Below are 13,909 nucleotides of genomic sequence, written 5' to 3'. Positions count from 1 at the left end.
CACAGGCACCGTGCCCTCGGGTATGCCGGAGCCGAGCGCAAGCGAGGTGCAGGCATGAGCCGAGCCACGAAGAAGCACCCCGGTCGCATCCTTTTCGTCGGATCAGGTCCTGGTGACCCGGCGCTGCTCACCGTCCGGGCTCGTGAGGTGATCGGGCGGGCGACGCTGGCGTTCACCGACCCGGACGTCGACAAGGGCGTGCTCGCCCTGATCGGCACCTCGGTCGAGCCGGGGCCGGACGGGGAACGTCCCGTCGACGTGCGGCCCGCGCTCGGCGAGCCCGCCGAGGTGGCCAAGACACTGATCGCCGAAGCGCGCGCCGGGCACGACGTGGTGCGCGTGGTCGCGGGCGACCCACTGACCACCGACTCGGTGATCGCCGAAGTCAACGCCGTCACCAGGTCGCACATGGTCTTCGAGGTGCTGCCCGGCCTGCCCAACGGCTCCGCGGTGCCCAGCTACGCGGGCATCGCACTGGGTTCCGGGCACACCGAGGCGGACGTGCGCGGCGAGGTCGACTGGGCCGCGCTCGCGGCCGCCCCCGGCCCGCTCGTGCTGCACGCGACCTCCGGGCATCTCGCCGAGACCGCGAGCGCCCTCGTCGAGCACGGCATGGCGCCGCAGACCCCGGTCGCGGTGACGGTGCGGGGCACCACCCGTCAGCAGCGCACCATCGAAGCCACCCTGGCCACGCTGAACAGCGCGGCCTCGGAACTGGTCGGCCCGCTGGTGGTGACCATCGGCAAGGTGGTCGCGCACCGGTCGAAGATGTCCTGGTGGGAGTCGCGCGCGCTGTACGGCTGGACCGTGCTGGTGCCGCGCACCAAGGATCAGGCCGCGGAGATGAGCGAACGGCTCGTCACGCACGGCGCCATCCCGATGGAGGTGCCGACCATCGCGGTCGAGCCACCGCGCAGCCCCGCCCAGATGGAGCGCGCGGTCAAGGGTTTGGTCGACGGGCGCTACCAGTGGGTGGTGTTCACCTCGACCAACGCGGTGCGCGCGGTCTGGGAGAAGTTCGCCGAGTTCGGCCTGGACGCGCGGGCGTTCTCCGGCGTGAAGATCGCCTGCGTCGGCGAGGCCACCGCGGAGAAGGTGCGGTCGTTCGGCATCAACCCGGAGCTGGTGCCCAGCGGCGAGCAGTCCTCCGAGGGGCTGCTGGCCGACTTCCCGCCCTACGACGACGTGTTCGACCCGGTGAACCGGGTGCTGCTGCCGCGCGCCGACATCGCCACCGAGACGCTGGCCGAGGGCCTGCGCGACCGCGGCTGGGAGATCGATGACGTGACGGCCTACCGCACGGTGCGCGCCTCGCCGCCGCCCGCGGAGACCCGCGAGATGATCAAGACCGGCGGCTTCGACGCGGTCCTGTTCACCTCGTCCTCCACGGTGCGCAACCTGGTGGGCATCGCGGGCAAGCCGCACGCGCGCACCATCGTGGCGTGCATCGGCCCCAAGACCGCTGAGACCGCCATCGAATTCGGCCTGCGCGTGGACGTGCAGCCCGAGGTGGCCCAGGTCGGTCCCCTGGTCGAAGCGCTGGCCGAGCACGCGGCCCGGCTGCGCGCCGAAGGCCTCCTGCCGCCTCCGCGGAAGAAGAGCCGCCGCAGTAGGTAGCTGTGTTTATTTTGCCGCGCCTTCGGGCCGCGAACGGAACATGCTCGGTCTCGCTTCGCTCGAAAGACGTGGTTGGGGTGCGCTGGGTGCGTAAGGACGACCGCTGCGGATCGGAGCTCGCCGTTCTGGGTGCGGAGGGCGGTCCCAGTCGGCGGCCGCGTTTACGCCCTGGGCCGCAAGGGGCGATGCTCGGTCTCGGGCTCGCTGCCGGGTACGCAGGCCAGGTGGTCGATGCGGCGTCGGCGCGTTACGACCTGCGTCGTGATGTGGGCTCGCGCTGTTCGCTGACTGTGGCTCCGAGGAATTCCCGGCCTCGTGATATCCCTGCTCACAGGAACCGAACCCGACTGGACGGTCGTGCGCCCGAGTGGCCTGTACACCTCTGCGCTCGTCATGATCCTTGTCGGCCCGCGGGTGGACGAACAGGGCATCTACCCCGGCCGCCCTCCGTTGGTTCGCGGTCGCGAATACGCACTGCGTCAAGCGCGACGTGGCTTCGCGACCGCGAACCGATCGAGTGATCGGCGCTCAGTACCGCTTGCGCATCAAGGTGCGGACCATGGAGCAGGTGGCGTCGGACGGAGGCCGGATGCCGATCACCTCGGCGGTGTGCCTGATTCGCTTGTTCGTGGCATAACTCGGGGCGTAGACGCCGGAGTCGAGCAGCGCGATCGCCAGGCGCATCGCCTTCAGTCGCCGGTTGTGCAGGACATACCACGCCCGCGGACGGCCCGCGGGCAGCCTGCGCTTCTCCAGCGGGGCATAGGGGCGATCGATGAGAACGGTTTGCGGTGTGCGCATTGGCATCCCTCCCGTAGCGATCGGGGGCCGGAAGCCCCCTCGAACGTACCTTCGATTCTACCTGGGGACACCGACAAAGTTCGCAGGCCACAAGGGCTTTCACTCGGCCAGCGGCTCACAGATCGTGCAATAGCCGCAGCGACTGCGGATGGCCCAGCGCGGCCGCGCGTTCCAGCCACCGCCGAGCTTCCCGCTGCGCCGGTGTGCGGCCGGTCGCGATGGCGGCGGCGGTTCGCAGCACCTCGGGGTCGGCGAAATCGCCTGCCAGGTAAGGCGAGTTGGCCGCGCGAAGGAATAGTGCGAGATGGAACATCGAGTCGGGGTCACCCGCTTCGGCGCCCGTGCGTAGCCACCGCTCACCCTCGGTTCGGTCGCCACGGTCCAGGTGCAGCGCGCCGAGCACCGCCATCGCATCGGTTCTTCCGCGGCGCGCGGCCTCGGTGAGCAGGTCGATCGCACGGTCGAATTCGCCGCGACGCGCCAGGTACAGGCCCAGGCTGCGCATAGCCGTCGGGTTTCCGGCACGAACCGCTCGTTCGTACCACTGCTCGGCCTCTTCGTCGCGGCCGCGCCGATTCGCGAGTACGCCCATGTTGCAGAGGGCTTCGGGCAAGCCCCGCTCGGCCGCGGGGCGCAGCCAGCGCTCGGCCTCGTCCAGATTTCCGCGCTCGGTGTGCAGCAGGCCCAGCTGCATCCCCGCCGCCTCGTTGCCGCGCGCGGCGGCGGTCTCCAGCCAGCTGATCCCCTCGCCGATCCGGCCGTCGGCCCCCAGCAGGGCGCCGAGCATTCCCATGGCGGGCGCGCTGCCACCCGCGGCGGCCCGGCGCAGCCAGTGTTCGGCGCCCGCCGCGTCGCCCGCGTCCCACAGCGCTTCGGCGCGTCGTTGCATGGCGAGCAGTTCGACCTCGCTCGGTCGCTCGGTCATCTCAGCACCCCGCCTCGCGAGACTCCGCGGAATCCACGCTGTCCATCATCGCGCCTGTTGGAGCGGGGCGCGGTACCCGTTCGCCCGCGCGTACTCGGCCAGCTGCGCGTCGTAGTTGCGAAGGCTGTCCAGTAGCCAGGTGTGTCCGGTGTCCTTGACGACCACGATCGGCCCGCGGCTGCCCGGCGGAAGTGTGGGAACGGAGCCGTCGAGGTACCAGGATGTGGTCGACCACGGGAAGATGAAGGCCCAGCCGATGTCGGCGACCCGCTGCGGCGGACCGAGCTGCAAGGGGTCGGCGGGGGTGGCATGGCGTGCGCTGTGCTCGGCCAGCAAGTGCCGTGCGCTGTTGCGGGCCACCCGCACGTCGAGCGGCCCCGAAGTGGTGCAGGGGAACCGCAGGCTGATTTCCGCCCCGGGGCGCAGCAGCCGGCCCGCCTCTTCCAGCACCCGGCACGGCCTGCTCTGCAAGCGCAGGAAGACGCTGCGGGTGGTCTCGGAGAACCGCAGCTGGACCGTGGCGTCCTCGGTGCCGCCGACCAGGTGCGTGCCCCGGCTGCGCACCCACTCGTGCTCGTCGGGACGGATACCGAGGCTGGGAAAGGCGACGTGCGCGCAGGGCATCACCCCGGACGCGGCCGATTGCCGGGCGAGGAACTCCACGCTGAAGTTCTGCCCCGTGGCGTCGGTGGCGCGCCAGGTTCGCAGAGCGGCCGCGGGCGGGGGCAGACCGTCGGTCAGTACCGGCCACCAGTCCGACAGCAGTACCGCCACCCACGACTCGAAGTCGGCGGCTCTGGCCAGCGAGATGTCGATGTGCGGATCGGTCATGCTGTCCCCCAGCGGGTCTCGCCCCTAGTCGGAGTATGCGCCTCCGCGCGCGGTGCGAGGTGTGATTTCACACACCGTTATCAGTCGGATGACATGGCCGATCGCCGCGTAACGGGCCGGGGGCCGAAAGCGGGCGACGGGCGCTCGCGACAGCCGATCACGCCGGGCGTATCGTGCGATTCATGACCGGAATGGACCGCCCACGGCGGTTGCGCCGCACCCCGGCTTTGCGTCGTCTCGTGGCCGAAACGACACTCGAACCACGACAATTGGTACTACCGATGTTCGTGGCCGACGGCTTGGCGGAACCGCGCCCGATCGGCTCCATGCCGGGCGTGGTGCAGCACTCGCTGGACTCGCTGCGCAAGACGGCCGTCGAGGCCGTCACGGCCGGTGTGGGCGGCATCATGCTCTTCGGGGTGCCGCGCCCGGAGGACAAGGACGCCGTCGGCAGCGCCGCCAGCGACCCGCGCGGCATTCTCAACCGCGGCCTGCGCGCGCTCGCCGACGAGGTGGGCGACTCGACCGTGGTCATGGCGGACACCTGCCTGGACGAGTTCACCGACCACGGCCACTGCGGCGTGCTCGCCGCCGACGGCGCGGTCGACAACGACGCGACGCTGGACCGCTACGTCGAGATGGCGCTGGCCCAGGCCGAGGCGGGCGCCGACCTGCTCGGTACCAGCGGCATGATGGACGGCCAGGTCGGCGCGATCCGGCGCGGCCTGGACGCGGCCGGACGCATCGACACCGGCATCCTGGCCTACTCCGCGAAATACGCCTCGGCGTTCTACGGCCCGTTCCGGGAGGCCGTCGGCTCCTCGCTGGAAGGCGACCGGCGCACCTACCAGCAGGACCCGGCCAATCGCCGCGAGGCGATCCGCGAACTGGAATTGGACCTGGCCGAGGGTGCGGACATCGTCATGGTGAAGCCGGCCATGTCGTATCTGGACATCCTGCGCGAGGTCGCCGATCGCACGACGGTCCCGGTCGCCGCCTATCAGATATCCGGTGAGTACGCGATGATCACCGCCGCCGCCGAGCGCGGCTGGATCGACCGCCGTGGCGCCGTCCTCGAGTCACTGATGAGTATCCGCCGCGCGGGCGCGGATATCGTGCTCACCTACTGGGCGACCGAGGCCGCGAACTGGCTGTCGTGACGAACATGGCGGGACCGTTCGCCGCGGGCCCGGCCCGGCCCCCGATGCCGGAGGATGTCGGTACCGCGCGGCAGCTGTGGTGGGGTGTGATCGGATTCGGCGTCGTGCAGTTGATCGCCTCGATCGTCGCCGCGCTGGATCAGCGGCGCACGTTCGCCGAAGAGGTCTTCGAGCAGGCCAGGGTGCAGGATCCACAGGTCACGATGGCCAGCGCGGAATTGATGGTGTCGCTGGTCTACGTCGTCGTGGTGCTGATCGGGCTGGGCGTCGCGGCGCTGGCGGCGGTGATCGTGCACCAGTTCGGGCGTGGCAAGCCGTGGGCGCGCACCGTGCTGACGGTGCTCGGCGCGTGGGTGGTGGTGATCGGCGTCGGCGCGCTGCTGGCGATCGACGCGGTGGCCGGGACGGCTTCGCTCGTCGCGGGCGGCGCGTCCATCGTGCAGGCGGTGCTGGCGGTGGGCGCCATCTATCTGTCCCACCGGCCCGATTCCACCGCCTACTTCCAGCCGGGCGGGCGCTGATGCAACACGTTCCCAATTTGTCCGAGACAGTCCGGCATGTATGGTGAGGGTTGTCACAGTGGACGTGGGAACCGGTAGTCGTTTGTCATGCGTTGTCGTGTATTCCGTGCGGGAACTCGGCAGATGGCTCCGGAGGATCGGAGGCATCGATGCGAGTGGTGATCCAGCAGCCGCACAGCATTCGGCGGGATCTGGCCGTCTTGAGCCTGTTGATCCTGTTCGCCGTGTTGACCGTCGCCGTGCTGTTGCTGCCCGGCCTGAGTCGCTGATCTCACTTCTCGCCGTGTCGGCGCGCGCTGCCGCGGGAGGCCCGGCGTGACCGCTGCCGCCGTCTTGTTCGCCGAACCGGGCGCCCGCTGGCGCGCGGTGGCCTACGGCCCGATCCTGTGCCTGGCCGTTCTCGTCCTCGAATTCGCCACGGGCGGTGCCGTGCACTGGTTCGCCCTGGTGTTCTGCGCCGCGCTGATCGCGGGTTTCGTCGCCCTGCAGGTGGTCGCGGGCAAGCGGCACGTCAGTGTCGAGCTCACCGAGGAGACGCTGCGGTCGGGCACCGAGTCGCTACCGCTGGACTCGATCGCGGAGGTGCTTCCCGAGCGCGACGAGGATTCCTGGGACGACGAGGAGTGGGAGTCGGCCAGGGCGCTCGGCGAGCTGAGCGGGGTGCCCCGCCGCCGCACCGGCATCGGGCTGCGGCTGGCCGACGGCGGCCTGGTGCAGGCATGGGCCAGAGACCACAAGGCGCTGCGAACGGCGTTGACCGAAGCCGTCCAGCGCAGTTCGGACGGAGTCGACCGTTGAGGCGCTGGATCGTCGCGGTGCTCGTGGAACTGGATCTGTTCGTGCTCGCCCTGATCGCGGCGGCGCTGAGCGCGCGCGCAGGCGTGCGCACCACCGACTTCGCGGCGGCCGGCGACGCCCCGGGTTTCACCGCCACCCGCTACGCGGGCCCTTGGTGGCTGCTGGCCACGTTGCTCGTCGCGGTGGCCGGTGTGCTCGCCATCGACGCCGTGGCCCGTCTGTGGCGCGGTCGCCGTGGCGCCGCGACCGGCGGCTGATCGGCGCGAGTCCATTTGCGGCCGTTTGACCTCGCGGAACGCGGGAACGCCACGGACATGAAACCAACTGTCCAGCGAACACTTTTCGGTGCGGTGGCGGCCGGTGTGATCGGCGCGGCCGCGGCCGTACCCGTCACCGCGTCCGCCGAAGCCGTTCCCGGAACGCCTGTTCCGGTGACACCGGTCTTCGCCGCCACTCCGCCCGCACCGTTGCTGCATTTGCTACCCACGCCGTTGGCGTGCCTGGTGACCACCGGGTTCGCCAAGTTCTGCCTGGGCCTGACGTAGCCACGGAGTGCCTGCGAACCGCTGCGGACGGCGCGCGAGCGAGTTACCGTGCACCCGCGCTCCGTCCGCGGCCCGACGCCTGCCGACTGTGCGCTTTGGCTGGAATGGCTCTGGGGCCGTTAGTATTTCGGCGGTAGTTGGAACGCGCGTCAATGAAGGAAAGTGTTTGATGAACCGGTTCGCCCTGAAGATCTGTGCCGCGTTTGCCGTGGCCGCCGCCCTCGGACTCGGGGCCGCGCCCGCGGGCGCGAACCCGGGATTGCCCCTGGAGGACGCGAACCCGGTCGACGCGCCGATTCTCGTGCCGGATACGGGTTCGGCGGGCCCCTACAACGGGTTCATGTGCTTCCTGCACACCATGTCGGCGCAGGTCCCGTGCATGTACGCCTGACGGCGGCGTCGCGGCGCCCGCTTCAGTTCCAGTGCTGGTAGATGTCCAGCACCCGGCCGTTGCGGGCGCCGGGAGCATTGAGATAGACGGTGACCGTCCCGTCCGGATGGCCCGCGGCCTCCAAGACCACTTGGCGCAAGGTGGCGTGCACCGCGCCGCGATCGTCGCGGTAGATCGCCGAGTCGTCCTTCAGCCCGGCGCCGATCCGGTTCGGCGGGACGACCATGGTGACCAGCGCCGGGATCGGTCCGCCTGCCAGCATGGTGGTCGCCGTGTGGTCCAGCGGGACGGCCAGCCGCGCCTGATCGAGTTGATCGAACGGCTGCGCGGCGGCGGACCCGGCCCCGAGAGTCACGGCGGCTCCCGCGACGACGGCGAGCACACCCACGCTGACGATGGCAATCCGCATGCAGACCCTCCCGAACGATGGACGAATGTGAGCTGAGACTACGCACCGGCAACCGTCCAGCGATCGAATTTCGCGTGAACCTCACCTCGGCGTGTTGCCAGGCGGCTGCGGCCTGCATCACTGCACTACACCCTGTCGTCGAACCGATTTTCCGGTGCTGCGAGACTGGAACGCGTGAGTTCTTCTCCGCGCGTGACCAGTGCGACCGTGCCGGTTTCCGCTCAGCTCTTCGACCGGGCGAGTTCGGTGATTCCGGGGGGCGTCAACTCTCCGGTGCGGGCATTTCGATCCGTCGGCGGCACACCGCGATTCATCGCCTCGGCCGCCGGCTGCACGCTCGTCGACGCCGACGGCAACGAGTACGTCGACCTGGTTTGTTCCTGGGGGCCGATGATCCTCGGCCACGCGCACCCCGCGGTCGTCGAGGCGGTGCGCCGCGCGGCGAGCGGCGGCCTGTCCTTCGGTGCGCCGACCGAAGCCGAGATCGAACTCGCCGAGGCGATCGTGCGCCGGGTCACGCCGGTGGAGCGGGTCCGGCTGGTGAACTCCGGCACCGAGGCAACCATGAGCGCGGTCCGGCTGGCCCGCGGCTACACCGGCCGGACCAAGATCATCAAGTTCGCCGGTTGTTATCACGGTCACGTCGACGCGCTGCTCGCCGACGCGGGCTCGGGTGTCGCCACGCTCGGGCTGCCCACCTCACCGGGGGTGACGGGCGCGCAGGCGGCCGACACCATCGTGCTGCCCTACAACGACCTCGACGCCGTCGCCGCCGCCTTCGCCGCGAACCCCGGCGAGATCGCCTGCGTGATCACCGAGGCGGCGGCGGGCAACATGGGCGCCGTCGCGCCGCTGCCCGGCTTCAACGCGGGCCTGCGCGCGCTCACCACCGAGCACGGTGCGCTGCTCGTCATGGACGAGGTGATGACCGGCTTCCGGGTCAGCAGTGCGGGCTGGTTCGGCCGGGAAGGCGTCGCGGGCGATCTCTACACCTTCGGCAAGGTGATGAGCGGCGGACTGCCTGCGGCCGCGTTCGGCGGACGCGCCGAGATCATGAACCACCTCGCGCCGCTCGGCCTGGTCTACCAGGCGGGCACGCTGTCCGGTAACCCGGTCGCGGTGGCCGCAGGCCTCGCCACGCTGCGGGCGGCCGACGACGCGGTCTACGCCGCACTCGACCGCAACGCGCAGCGGCTCGGCGAGCTGTTCGGCTCGGCGCTGAGTGCCGCGGGGGTCGGGCACCAGGTGCAATTCGCAGGCAATATGGTGAGCGTGTTCTTCGCCGAACGCCCGGTCACCGATTACGCCGCCGCCAAGGCGAGCGAGACCTGGCGCTACCCCGCGTTCTTCCACGCCCTGCTCGACGGTGGCGTGTACGCGCCGCCGAGCGCGTTCGAAGCGTGGTTCGTCTCCGCGGCGCTCGACGAGGACGCGTTCGACCGTATCGCTGCCGCCCTGCCCGCCGCCGCGCACGCGGCGGCGGCCGCCACCCCCGAAGGATCCCGCGCGTGACCTCCGACCTCGATCAGCCCGATGCCGACCGGCGCGAGCCGGCCAAGCCGTCCGCCGAGCCGGACGTGACCGCGACCAACGGCGCGGTCGCCGTCGCATCGGTCGTCGACCCGGTCGCGGAGGCGACCGTGATCGACGCGGGTGAGCAGTTCGCCGCCGCGACCCGGTCCGCGACCACCGAGCCCGTGGCATCCAGCCTGGTCGACGCGGGCGCTCACTTCGCCGCGTCCGCGGGGACGACGTCGCAGGCCGGGGGAGAAGAGGCCCCCGAGGGCCCGGCGGAGGACGAGGCCCCCGAGCCGGTGGAACGCGCCGAGGGCCGGATCAGCGCCGCCGAGCGGGTGCACGACGGCGGCGCCGCCATCGAGACGATCGTCCACGTGCTGCGGCACGGCGAGGTGCACAACCCGAACGGCATCCTCTACGGCCGCCTGCCCGGCTTCAGCCTGTCGGTGACGGGGCGCGCGCAGGCCGCCGCCGTCGCGCGGACCCTGGCCGATCACGACATCGCGCTGGTCATCGCCTCGCCGTTGCAGCGCGCCCAGGAGACCGCCGAGCCGATCGCCGCGCAGCACGACATCATCGTCCGCACCGACGAGAACCTCATCGAGGCGGGCAACACCTTCGAGGGCCTGCGCGTGTCGGTCGGCGACGGCGCCCTGCGAAAGCCGCGCCACTGGTGGAAGCTGCGCGATCCCTTCACCCCCTCCTGGGGCGAGCCCTACCTGCAGATCGCGCACCGCATGCTGGCGGCGGTGAACAAAGCCCGGGTCGAAGCGGCCGGTCGGGAGGCGGTGCTGGTCTCGCACCAGCTACCGGTGTGGACGCTGCGGCGGTTCCTCCAGGGGCAGCGGCTCTGGCACGACCCGCGCCAGCGGCAGTGCTCGCTCGCGTCGCTGACCTCGCTGGTCTACCACGGCGACACGCTCGTCGACATCGTCTACTCCGAGCCCGCGGGCGGCTCGGACCCGTCGGTGCACGGCGCATGACCCGCTCCACCGCGTTCCCCCTCCCCCCCTCGGTGCGCACCGGGCGGGCGCTGCCGGTTCTGCTCGTGTGCGTGGCGCTGATCGCCGCGCTCGCGGGTTGTTCGACCGGTTCGGACGCGGTGGCCTCGGGCGGCACCTTCGAATTCGTCTCGCCCGGCGGCAAGACCGACATCCGCTACGACCCGCCCGCCGCGCGCGGCACCATCGGCAAACTGGCCGGTCCCGACCTGATGACGGCGGGCAAGACCACCTCGGTCGAGGACTACGCGGGCAAGGTCGTGGTGCTCAACCTGTGGGGCCAGTGGTGCGGTCCGTGCCGCGCCGAGGCGCCCGCCCTGGAGCAGGTCTACGAGGCGACCAAGGACAAAGGCGTCGCGTTCCTCGGAATCAACGTCCGCGATCCGCAACAGGACAAGGCCCAGGATTTCGTGGTCGACAACAAGGTCGGCTACCCGTCCGTCTACGACCCGTCGATGCGCACGCTCTTGGCGCTCGGCGGGAATTTCCCTACCAGTGTCATCCCAACCACGCTCGTCCTCGACCGGCAACACCGGGTCGCCGCGGTCTTCCTGCGGTCCCTGCTGGCCGAGGATCTACAGCCGGTAATCGAAAGTATCGCCGCGGAGGAATCACAGTGAATCGCGACCGCCGTACCCGCCACCTGCGTGCCTGCCGGCCACGGCAGGGCGCCCGACGCATCGGCGGAGGATGGGCCGTCGACGACCGGTGGGCGGGTATCGCCACCGTGCCGCGCAGCGTCGCCGCCGACTCCCTCTTGGACTTCGCCGTATTCGAGGCGGCCGAGGAACCCACCGCCACCGAGCACAAGGTGTCGTTGCGCCGCGGCGCCGGACGATCGCCAGAGGACACGCCGGAGGAATCGGTGTGACGCTTGCGCGCACCGCGCCGGATACCGGGGAGGACCTGTGATGGTGCTCGCCGGAGTCGGTGATTCGTTCCAGCAGACGGCGGCCTCCGGGCCGCTGCTGCTGGCGCTCGGCGCGTGCCTGCTCGCGGGTCTGGTGTCCTTCGCCTCGCCGTGTGTGGTGCCGCTCGTGCCCGGCTACCTCTCCTACCTGGCCGGACTGGTCGGCGCCGAGGCGCCGCCCGCCACCGTCGCACAGGCCACCGGGGGCCGTACCGGAGGAGCGGTGACCGCCGCCGAGTCGCTTCGCGCGGGGCGGATGCGGGTCGCGGGTGCGGCCGGCTTGTTCGTGGCCGGTTTCACCGTGGTCTTCGTGCTCGCCACGGCGACCGTCTTCGGCGTCATCCAGACCCTCAACGTGAACCGTGAACTGCTGCAACGCATCGGCGGCGTGGTGACGATCCTGATGGGTTTGGTCTTCATCGGCCTGGTGCCCGCGTTGCAGCGCGACACCCGGATGGAGCCGCGCAGGCTCACCAGCATCATGGGCGCGCCGCTGCTGGGCGGAGTGTTCGCGCTGGGCTGGACACCGTGCCTTGGCCCCACGCTTTCCGGCGTCATGGCCGTGGCCGCGGGCACCGACGGGACGACGGCGGTGCGCGGGGTCGCGCTGATCGTCGCCTACTGTCTGGGACTCGGTCTGCCGTTCGTCGTGCTGGCCTTCGGTTCGGCGAGCGCGTTGCGCGGGGTGGGGTGGCTGCGCCGCAATTCCCGCACCATCCAGATCATCGGGGGCCTGTTGCTCGTGGCGGTCGGCGCCGCGCTGGTCACCGGGGCGTGGGACCAGTTCGTCGCCTGGGTGCGCGACGCGTTCGTCTCCGAGGTGACCTTGCCGATATGACCGTGACCGACCAGCCGACGATCGAAAGCACCGAGCGGCCGCCGCGCCAATCCCTGCCCGGACGGGCCTGGGCATTGCTGCGCAACACCTGGCGCGGGCTGACCAGCATGCGCACCGCCCTGGTGCTGCTGTTCCTGCTCGCCTTGGCCGCGATTCCCGGCGCGTTGCTGCCGCAGCGCAACCTCAACGAGCAGAAGGTCGAGCAGTACATCGCCGACCGGCCCACGCTCGGCCCGTGGATGGACCGCTTCGAGCTGTTCGACGTGTTCTCCAGCTTCTGGTTCACCGCCGTCTACGTGCTGCTGTTCATCTCCCTGGTCGGTTGCATCCTGCCGCGCACACTCGACCACTACCGCGCGCTGCGCACACCGCCGGTGCGGGCGCCGCGCAACCTGACCAGGCTGCCGCACCACTACTCGGGCCTGGCCGAGCGGTCGCCCCGGGAACTCGCCGACCACGCCCGCGCCCAGCTGCGCGGCTGGCGCACCGTGGTCCGCCCCGGCCCCCGCGAGGGTGAACTGGCGCTCTCGGCGGAGAAGGGCTACACCCGCGAACTCGGCAACCTGGTGTTCCATCTGGCGCTGGTCGGGCTGCTGATCGCCATCGCGGCGGGCAAGCTGTTCGGCTACGAGGGCAGCGTCATCGTGCTGGCGAACAACGGCCCCGGCTTCTGCACCACCTCGCCCGCGGTGTTCGACTCGTTCAAGGCGGGCAACGTCAACGACGGCACCGGGATGACCCCGATCTGCGTGCGGGTGAAGGATTTCCGAGCCGACTACCTGACCAACGGGCAAGCGGAGATGTTCACCGCGAATCTCGCCTACCAGGCGGGCGACGACCTGCGGACGAACACGTGGCGCGATACCCAAGTGCAGGTCAACCACCCCTTGCGCGTCGCAGGCGACCGGCTCTACCTGCAAGGTCACGGCTACGCGCCGACCTTCACGGTCACCTTCCCCAACGGCCAGACCCGCACCGAGTCCATCCAGTGGCGTCCCGACGACGCCTCCACGTTCCTGTCCAGCGGCGTGCTGCGGATCGACCCGCCCGGTGGCATGTACGCCACCGACGAGGAGCGCCGCAAGAACCAGATCGCGATCGAGGGGTTGTTCGCGCCCACGGCGATGTTCCACGGGTCGTTGCTGACCTCGGCGTTCCCCGCGATGAACGATCCCGCCGTCGCGGTCGACATCTATCGCGGCGACACCGGCCTGGACACCGGGAAGCCGCAGTCGCTGTTCGCGCTGGACCCCGAGCAGGTCAAACAGGGCCGGCTGGCCAAGGAGGCCAGGGTCAATCTGCGCCCCGGCGAGTCGACCACGCTGCCGAACGGCACCAAGGTCACCTTCGACGGCGCGCAGGAGTTCGTCAATCTCCAGGTCTCGCACGATCCCGCGCAGAAGTGGGTGCTGGTGAGCGCGCTGTTCATGATGGCGGGCCTGCTGGTCTCGCTGCTGATCAAGCGCAGGCGGATCTGGGTGCGGGTCTACCCGGCCGAGGACACGGCCGGTACCGTAGACCAACGACGCACTGTAGTAGAGATGGGCGGGCTGGCCAGGACCGACCAGGCGGGCTGGGGCGGCGAGTTCGACCGGTTGCGCGCCCGCCTGCTCGACGAGCACGCCGAGACCACGGGAGAGTGAC

At 70.6% G+C, this 13,909-nt stretch carries 17 protein-coding genes; 13 read left to right on the top strand and 4 right to left on the bottom strand.

The window, feature by feature from the left end:
- Window positions 1-54 precede the first annotated feature (54 nt).
- Window positions 55-1,617, top strand: a complete 1,563-nt coding sequence (locus ON29_RS26260) for a bifunctional uroporphyrinogen-III C-methyltransferase/uroporphyrinogen-III synthase (RefSeq protein WP_040870383.1) — start codon at window positions 55-57, stop codon at window positions 1,615-1,617.
- 528 nt (window positions 1,618-2,145) lie between these two features.
- Here the strand turns inward: ON29_RS26260 and ON29_RS26255 are convergent.
- The 3 genes from ON29_RS26255 to ON29_RS26245 form a co-directional block, all read right to left on the bottom strand.
- Window positions 2,146-2,418, bottom strand: a complete 273-nt coding sequence (locus ON29_RS26255; RefSeq protein WP_040870381.1) for a hypothetical protein — start codon at window positions 2,416-2,418, stop codon at window positions 2,146-2,148.
- A 115-nt stretch (window positions 2,419-2,533) separates the two neighbouring features.
- A complete protein-coding gene (locus ON29_RS34025) occupies window positions 2,534-3,343 on the bottom strand; it encodes a tetratricopeptide repeat protein (RefSeq protein WP_051175596.1) in 810 nt (269 codons plus the stop codon).
- Window positions 3,344-3,388: 45 nt separating this feature from the next.
- Complete coding sequence (locus ON29_RS26245; protein WP_040870380.1) at window positions 3,389-4,174, bottom strand: hypothetical protein; 786 nt, start codon at window positions 4,172-4,174, stop codon at window positions 3,389-3,391.
- Window positions 4,175-4,356: 182 nt separating this feature from the next.
- On the opposite strand from ON29_RS26245, the gene hemB reads away from it, so the two are divergent.
- The 6 genes from hemB to ON29_RS26215 all read left to right on the top strand — a co-directional run bounded on the left by hemB (window position 4,357) and on the right by ON29_RS26215 (window position 7,589).
- A complete protein-coding gene (hemB, locus tag ON29_RS26240) occupies window positions 4,357-5,334 on the top strand; it encodes a porphobilinogen synthase (RefSeq protein ID WP_040870379.1) in 978 nt (325 codons plus the stop codon).
- A gap of 5 nt (window positions 5,335-5,339) precedes the next feature.
- Entirely contained in the window at window positions 5,340-5,855 is a 516-nt protein-coding gene (locus tag ON29_RS26235; RefSeq protein WP_040870470.1) for a hypothetical protein, read from the top strand.
- 315 nt (window positions 5,856-6,170) lie between these two features.
- Complete coding sequence (mce1N, locus tag ON29_RS26230) at window positions 6,171-6,653, top strand: transport-regulating membrane protein Mce1N (RefSeq protein ID WP_040870378.1); 483 nt, start codon at window positions 6,171-6,173, stop codon at window positions 6,651-6,653.
- Window positions 6,650-6,910, top strand: coding sequence for a hypothetical protein (locus ON29_RS26225; protein WP_040870376.1), 261 nt, complete (start codon window positions 6,650-6,652; stop codon window positions 6,908-6,910). The genes mce1N and ON29_RS26225 overlap by 4 nt, the downstream gene beginning before the upstream one ends.
- A gap of 57 nt (window positions 6,911-6,967) precedes the next feature.
- On the top strand, window positions 6,968-7,198 hold the full coding sequence (locus tag ON29_RS26220) for a hypothetical protein (RefSeq protein ID WP_157172906.1): 231 nt from the start codon (window positions 6,968-6,970) through the stop codon (window positions 7,196-7,198).
- A gap of 169 nt (window positions 7,199-7,367) precedes the next feature.
- A complete protein-coding gene (locus ON29_RS26215) occupies window positions 7,368-7,589 on the top strand; it encodes a hypothetical protein (protein WP_157172905.1) in 222 nt (73 codons plus the stop codon).
- A gap of 22 nt (window positions 7,590-7,611) precedes the next feature.
- Here ON29_RS26215 and ON29_RS26210 read toward each other — a convergent pair whose 3' ends face one another.
- On the bottom strand, window positions 7,612-7,998 hold the full coding sequence (locus ON29_RS26210; RefSeq protein WP_040870371.1) for a hypothetical protein: 387 nt from the start codon (window positions 7,996-7,998) through the stop codon (window positions 7,612-7,614).
- A 192-nt stretch (window positions 7,999-8,190) separates the two neighbouring features.
- Here ON29_RS26210 and hemL point away from each other — a divergent pair, with 192 nt between their 5' ends.
- The 6 genes from hemL to resB all read left to right on the top strand — a co-directional run bounded on the left by hemL (window position 8,191) and on the right by resB (window position 13,908).
- The gene (hemL, locus tag ON29_RS26205) at window positions 8,191-9,510 is read left to right on the top strand and encodes a glutamate-1-semialdehyde 2,1-aminomutase (RefSeq protein WP_373283921.1); all 1,320 of its coding nucleotides are present in this window, start codon (window positions 8,191-8,193) and stop codon (window positions 9,508-9,510) included.
- Between the two features lie 341 nt (window positions 9,511-9,851).
- Window positions 9,852-10,499, top strand: a complete 648-nt coding sequence (locus tag ON29_RS26200) for a histidine phosphatase family protein (protein ID WP_040870468.1) — start codon at window positions 9,852-9,854, stop codon at window positions 10,497-10,499.
- Window positions 10,496-11,137 carry a TlpA disulfide reductase family protein gene (locus ON29_RS26195; RefSeq protein WP_083864075.1) on the top strand — a complete coding sequence of 214 codons (642 nt, stop codon included), beginning with the start codon at window positions 10,496-10,498 and terminating at the stop codon, window positions 11,135-11,137. The genes ON29_RS26200 and ON29_RS26195 overlap by 4 nt, the downstream gene beginning before the upstream one ends.
- The gene (locus ON29_RS26190) at window positions 11,134-11,388 is read left to right on the top strand and encodes a hypothetical protein (protein ID WP_040870368.1); all 255 of its coding nucleotides are present in this window, start codon (window positions 11,134-11,136) and stop codon (window positions 11,386-11,388) included. Before ON29_RS26195 ends, ON29_RS26190 begins: the two co-directional genes overlap by 4 nt.
- Window positions 11,389-11,428: 40 nt before the next feature.
- Window positions 11,429-12,265, top strand: coding sequence for a cytochrome c biogenesis CcdA family protein (locus ON29_RS26185; protein WP_040870367.1), 837 nt, complete (start codon window positions 11,429-11,431; stop codon window positions 12,263-12,265).
- Window positions 12,262-13,908, top strand: coding sequence for a cytochrome c biogenesis protein ResB (gene resB, locus ON29_RS26180; RefSeq protein ID WP_051175595.1), 1,647 nt, complete (start codon window positions 12,262-12,264; stop codon window positions 13,906-13,908). Before ON29_RS26185 ends, resB begins: the two co-directional genes overlap by 4 nt.
- Window position 13,909 lies beyond the last annotated feature (1 nt).

This window comes from Nocardia exalbida NBRC 100660 (assembly GCF_000308575.1).
Classification (GTDB): domain Bacteria; phylum Actinomycetota; class Actinomycetes; order Mycobacteriales; family Mycobacteriaceae; genus Nocardia; species Nocardia exalbida.
Note: the sequence above shows the minus strand (reverse complement) of the source record. Positions and strands in the feature narration are given on the sequence as shown.

Bases quoted from the DNA above. Each gene is read 5' to 3' on its own strand.
- ON29_RS26195 (WP_083864075.1), top strand. From the start codon at position 10,496: ATGACCCGCTCCACCGCGTTCCCCCTCCCCCCCTCGGTGCGCACCGGG.
- ON29_RS26235 (WP_040870470.1), top strand. From the start codon at position 5,340: ATGGCGGGACCGTTCGCCGCGGGCCCGGCCCGGCCCCCGATGCCGGAG.
- ON29_RS34025 (WP_051175596.1), bottom strand. From the start codon at position 3,343: ATGACCGAGCGACCGAGCGAGGTCGAACTGCTCGCCATGCAACGACGC.
- ON29_RS26220 (WP_157172906.1), top strand. From the start codon at position 6,968: ATGAAACCAACTGTCCAGCGAACACTTTTCGGTGCGGTGGCGGCCGGT.
- ON29_RS26185 (WP_040870367.1), top strand. From the start codon at position 11,429: ATGGTGCTCGCCGGAGTCGGTGATTCGTTCCAGCAGACGGCGGCCTCC.
- ON29_RS26215 (WP_157172905.1), top strand. From the start codon at position 7,368: ATGAACCGGTTCGCCCTGAAGATCTGTGCCGCGTTTGCCGTGGCCGCC.
- hemB (WP_040870379.1), top strand. From the start codon at position 4,357: ATGACCGGAATGGACCGCCCACGGCGGTTGCGCCGCACCCCGGCTTTG.
- resB (WP_051175595.1), top strand. From the start codon at position 12,262: ATGACCGTGACCGACCAGCCGACGATCGAAAGCACCGAGCGGCCGCCG.
- ON29_RS26245 (WP_040870380.1), bottom strand. From the start codon at position 4,174: ATGACCGATCCGCACATCGACATCTCGCTGGCCAGAGCCGCCGACTTC.
- ON29_RS26260 (WP_040870383.1), top strand. From the start codon at position 55: ATGAGCCGAGCCACGAAGAAGCACCCCGGTCGCATCCTTTTCGTCGGA.
- ON29_RS26255 (WP_040870381.1), bottom strand. From the start codon at position 2,418: ATGCGCACACCGCAAACCGTTCTCATCGATCGCCCCTATGCCCCGCTG.
- ON29_RS26210 (WP_040870371.1), bottom strand. From the start codon at position 7,998: ATGCGGATTGCCATCGTCAGCGTGGGTGTGCTCGCCGTCGTCGCGGGA.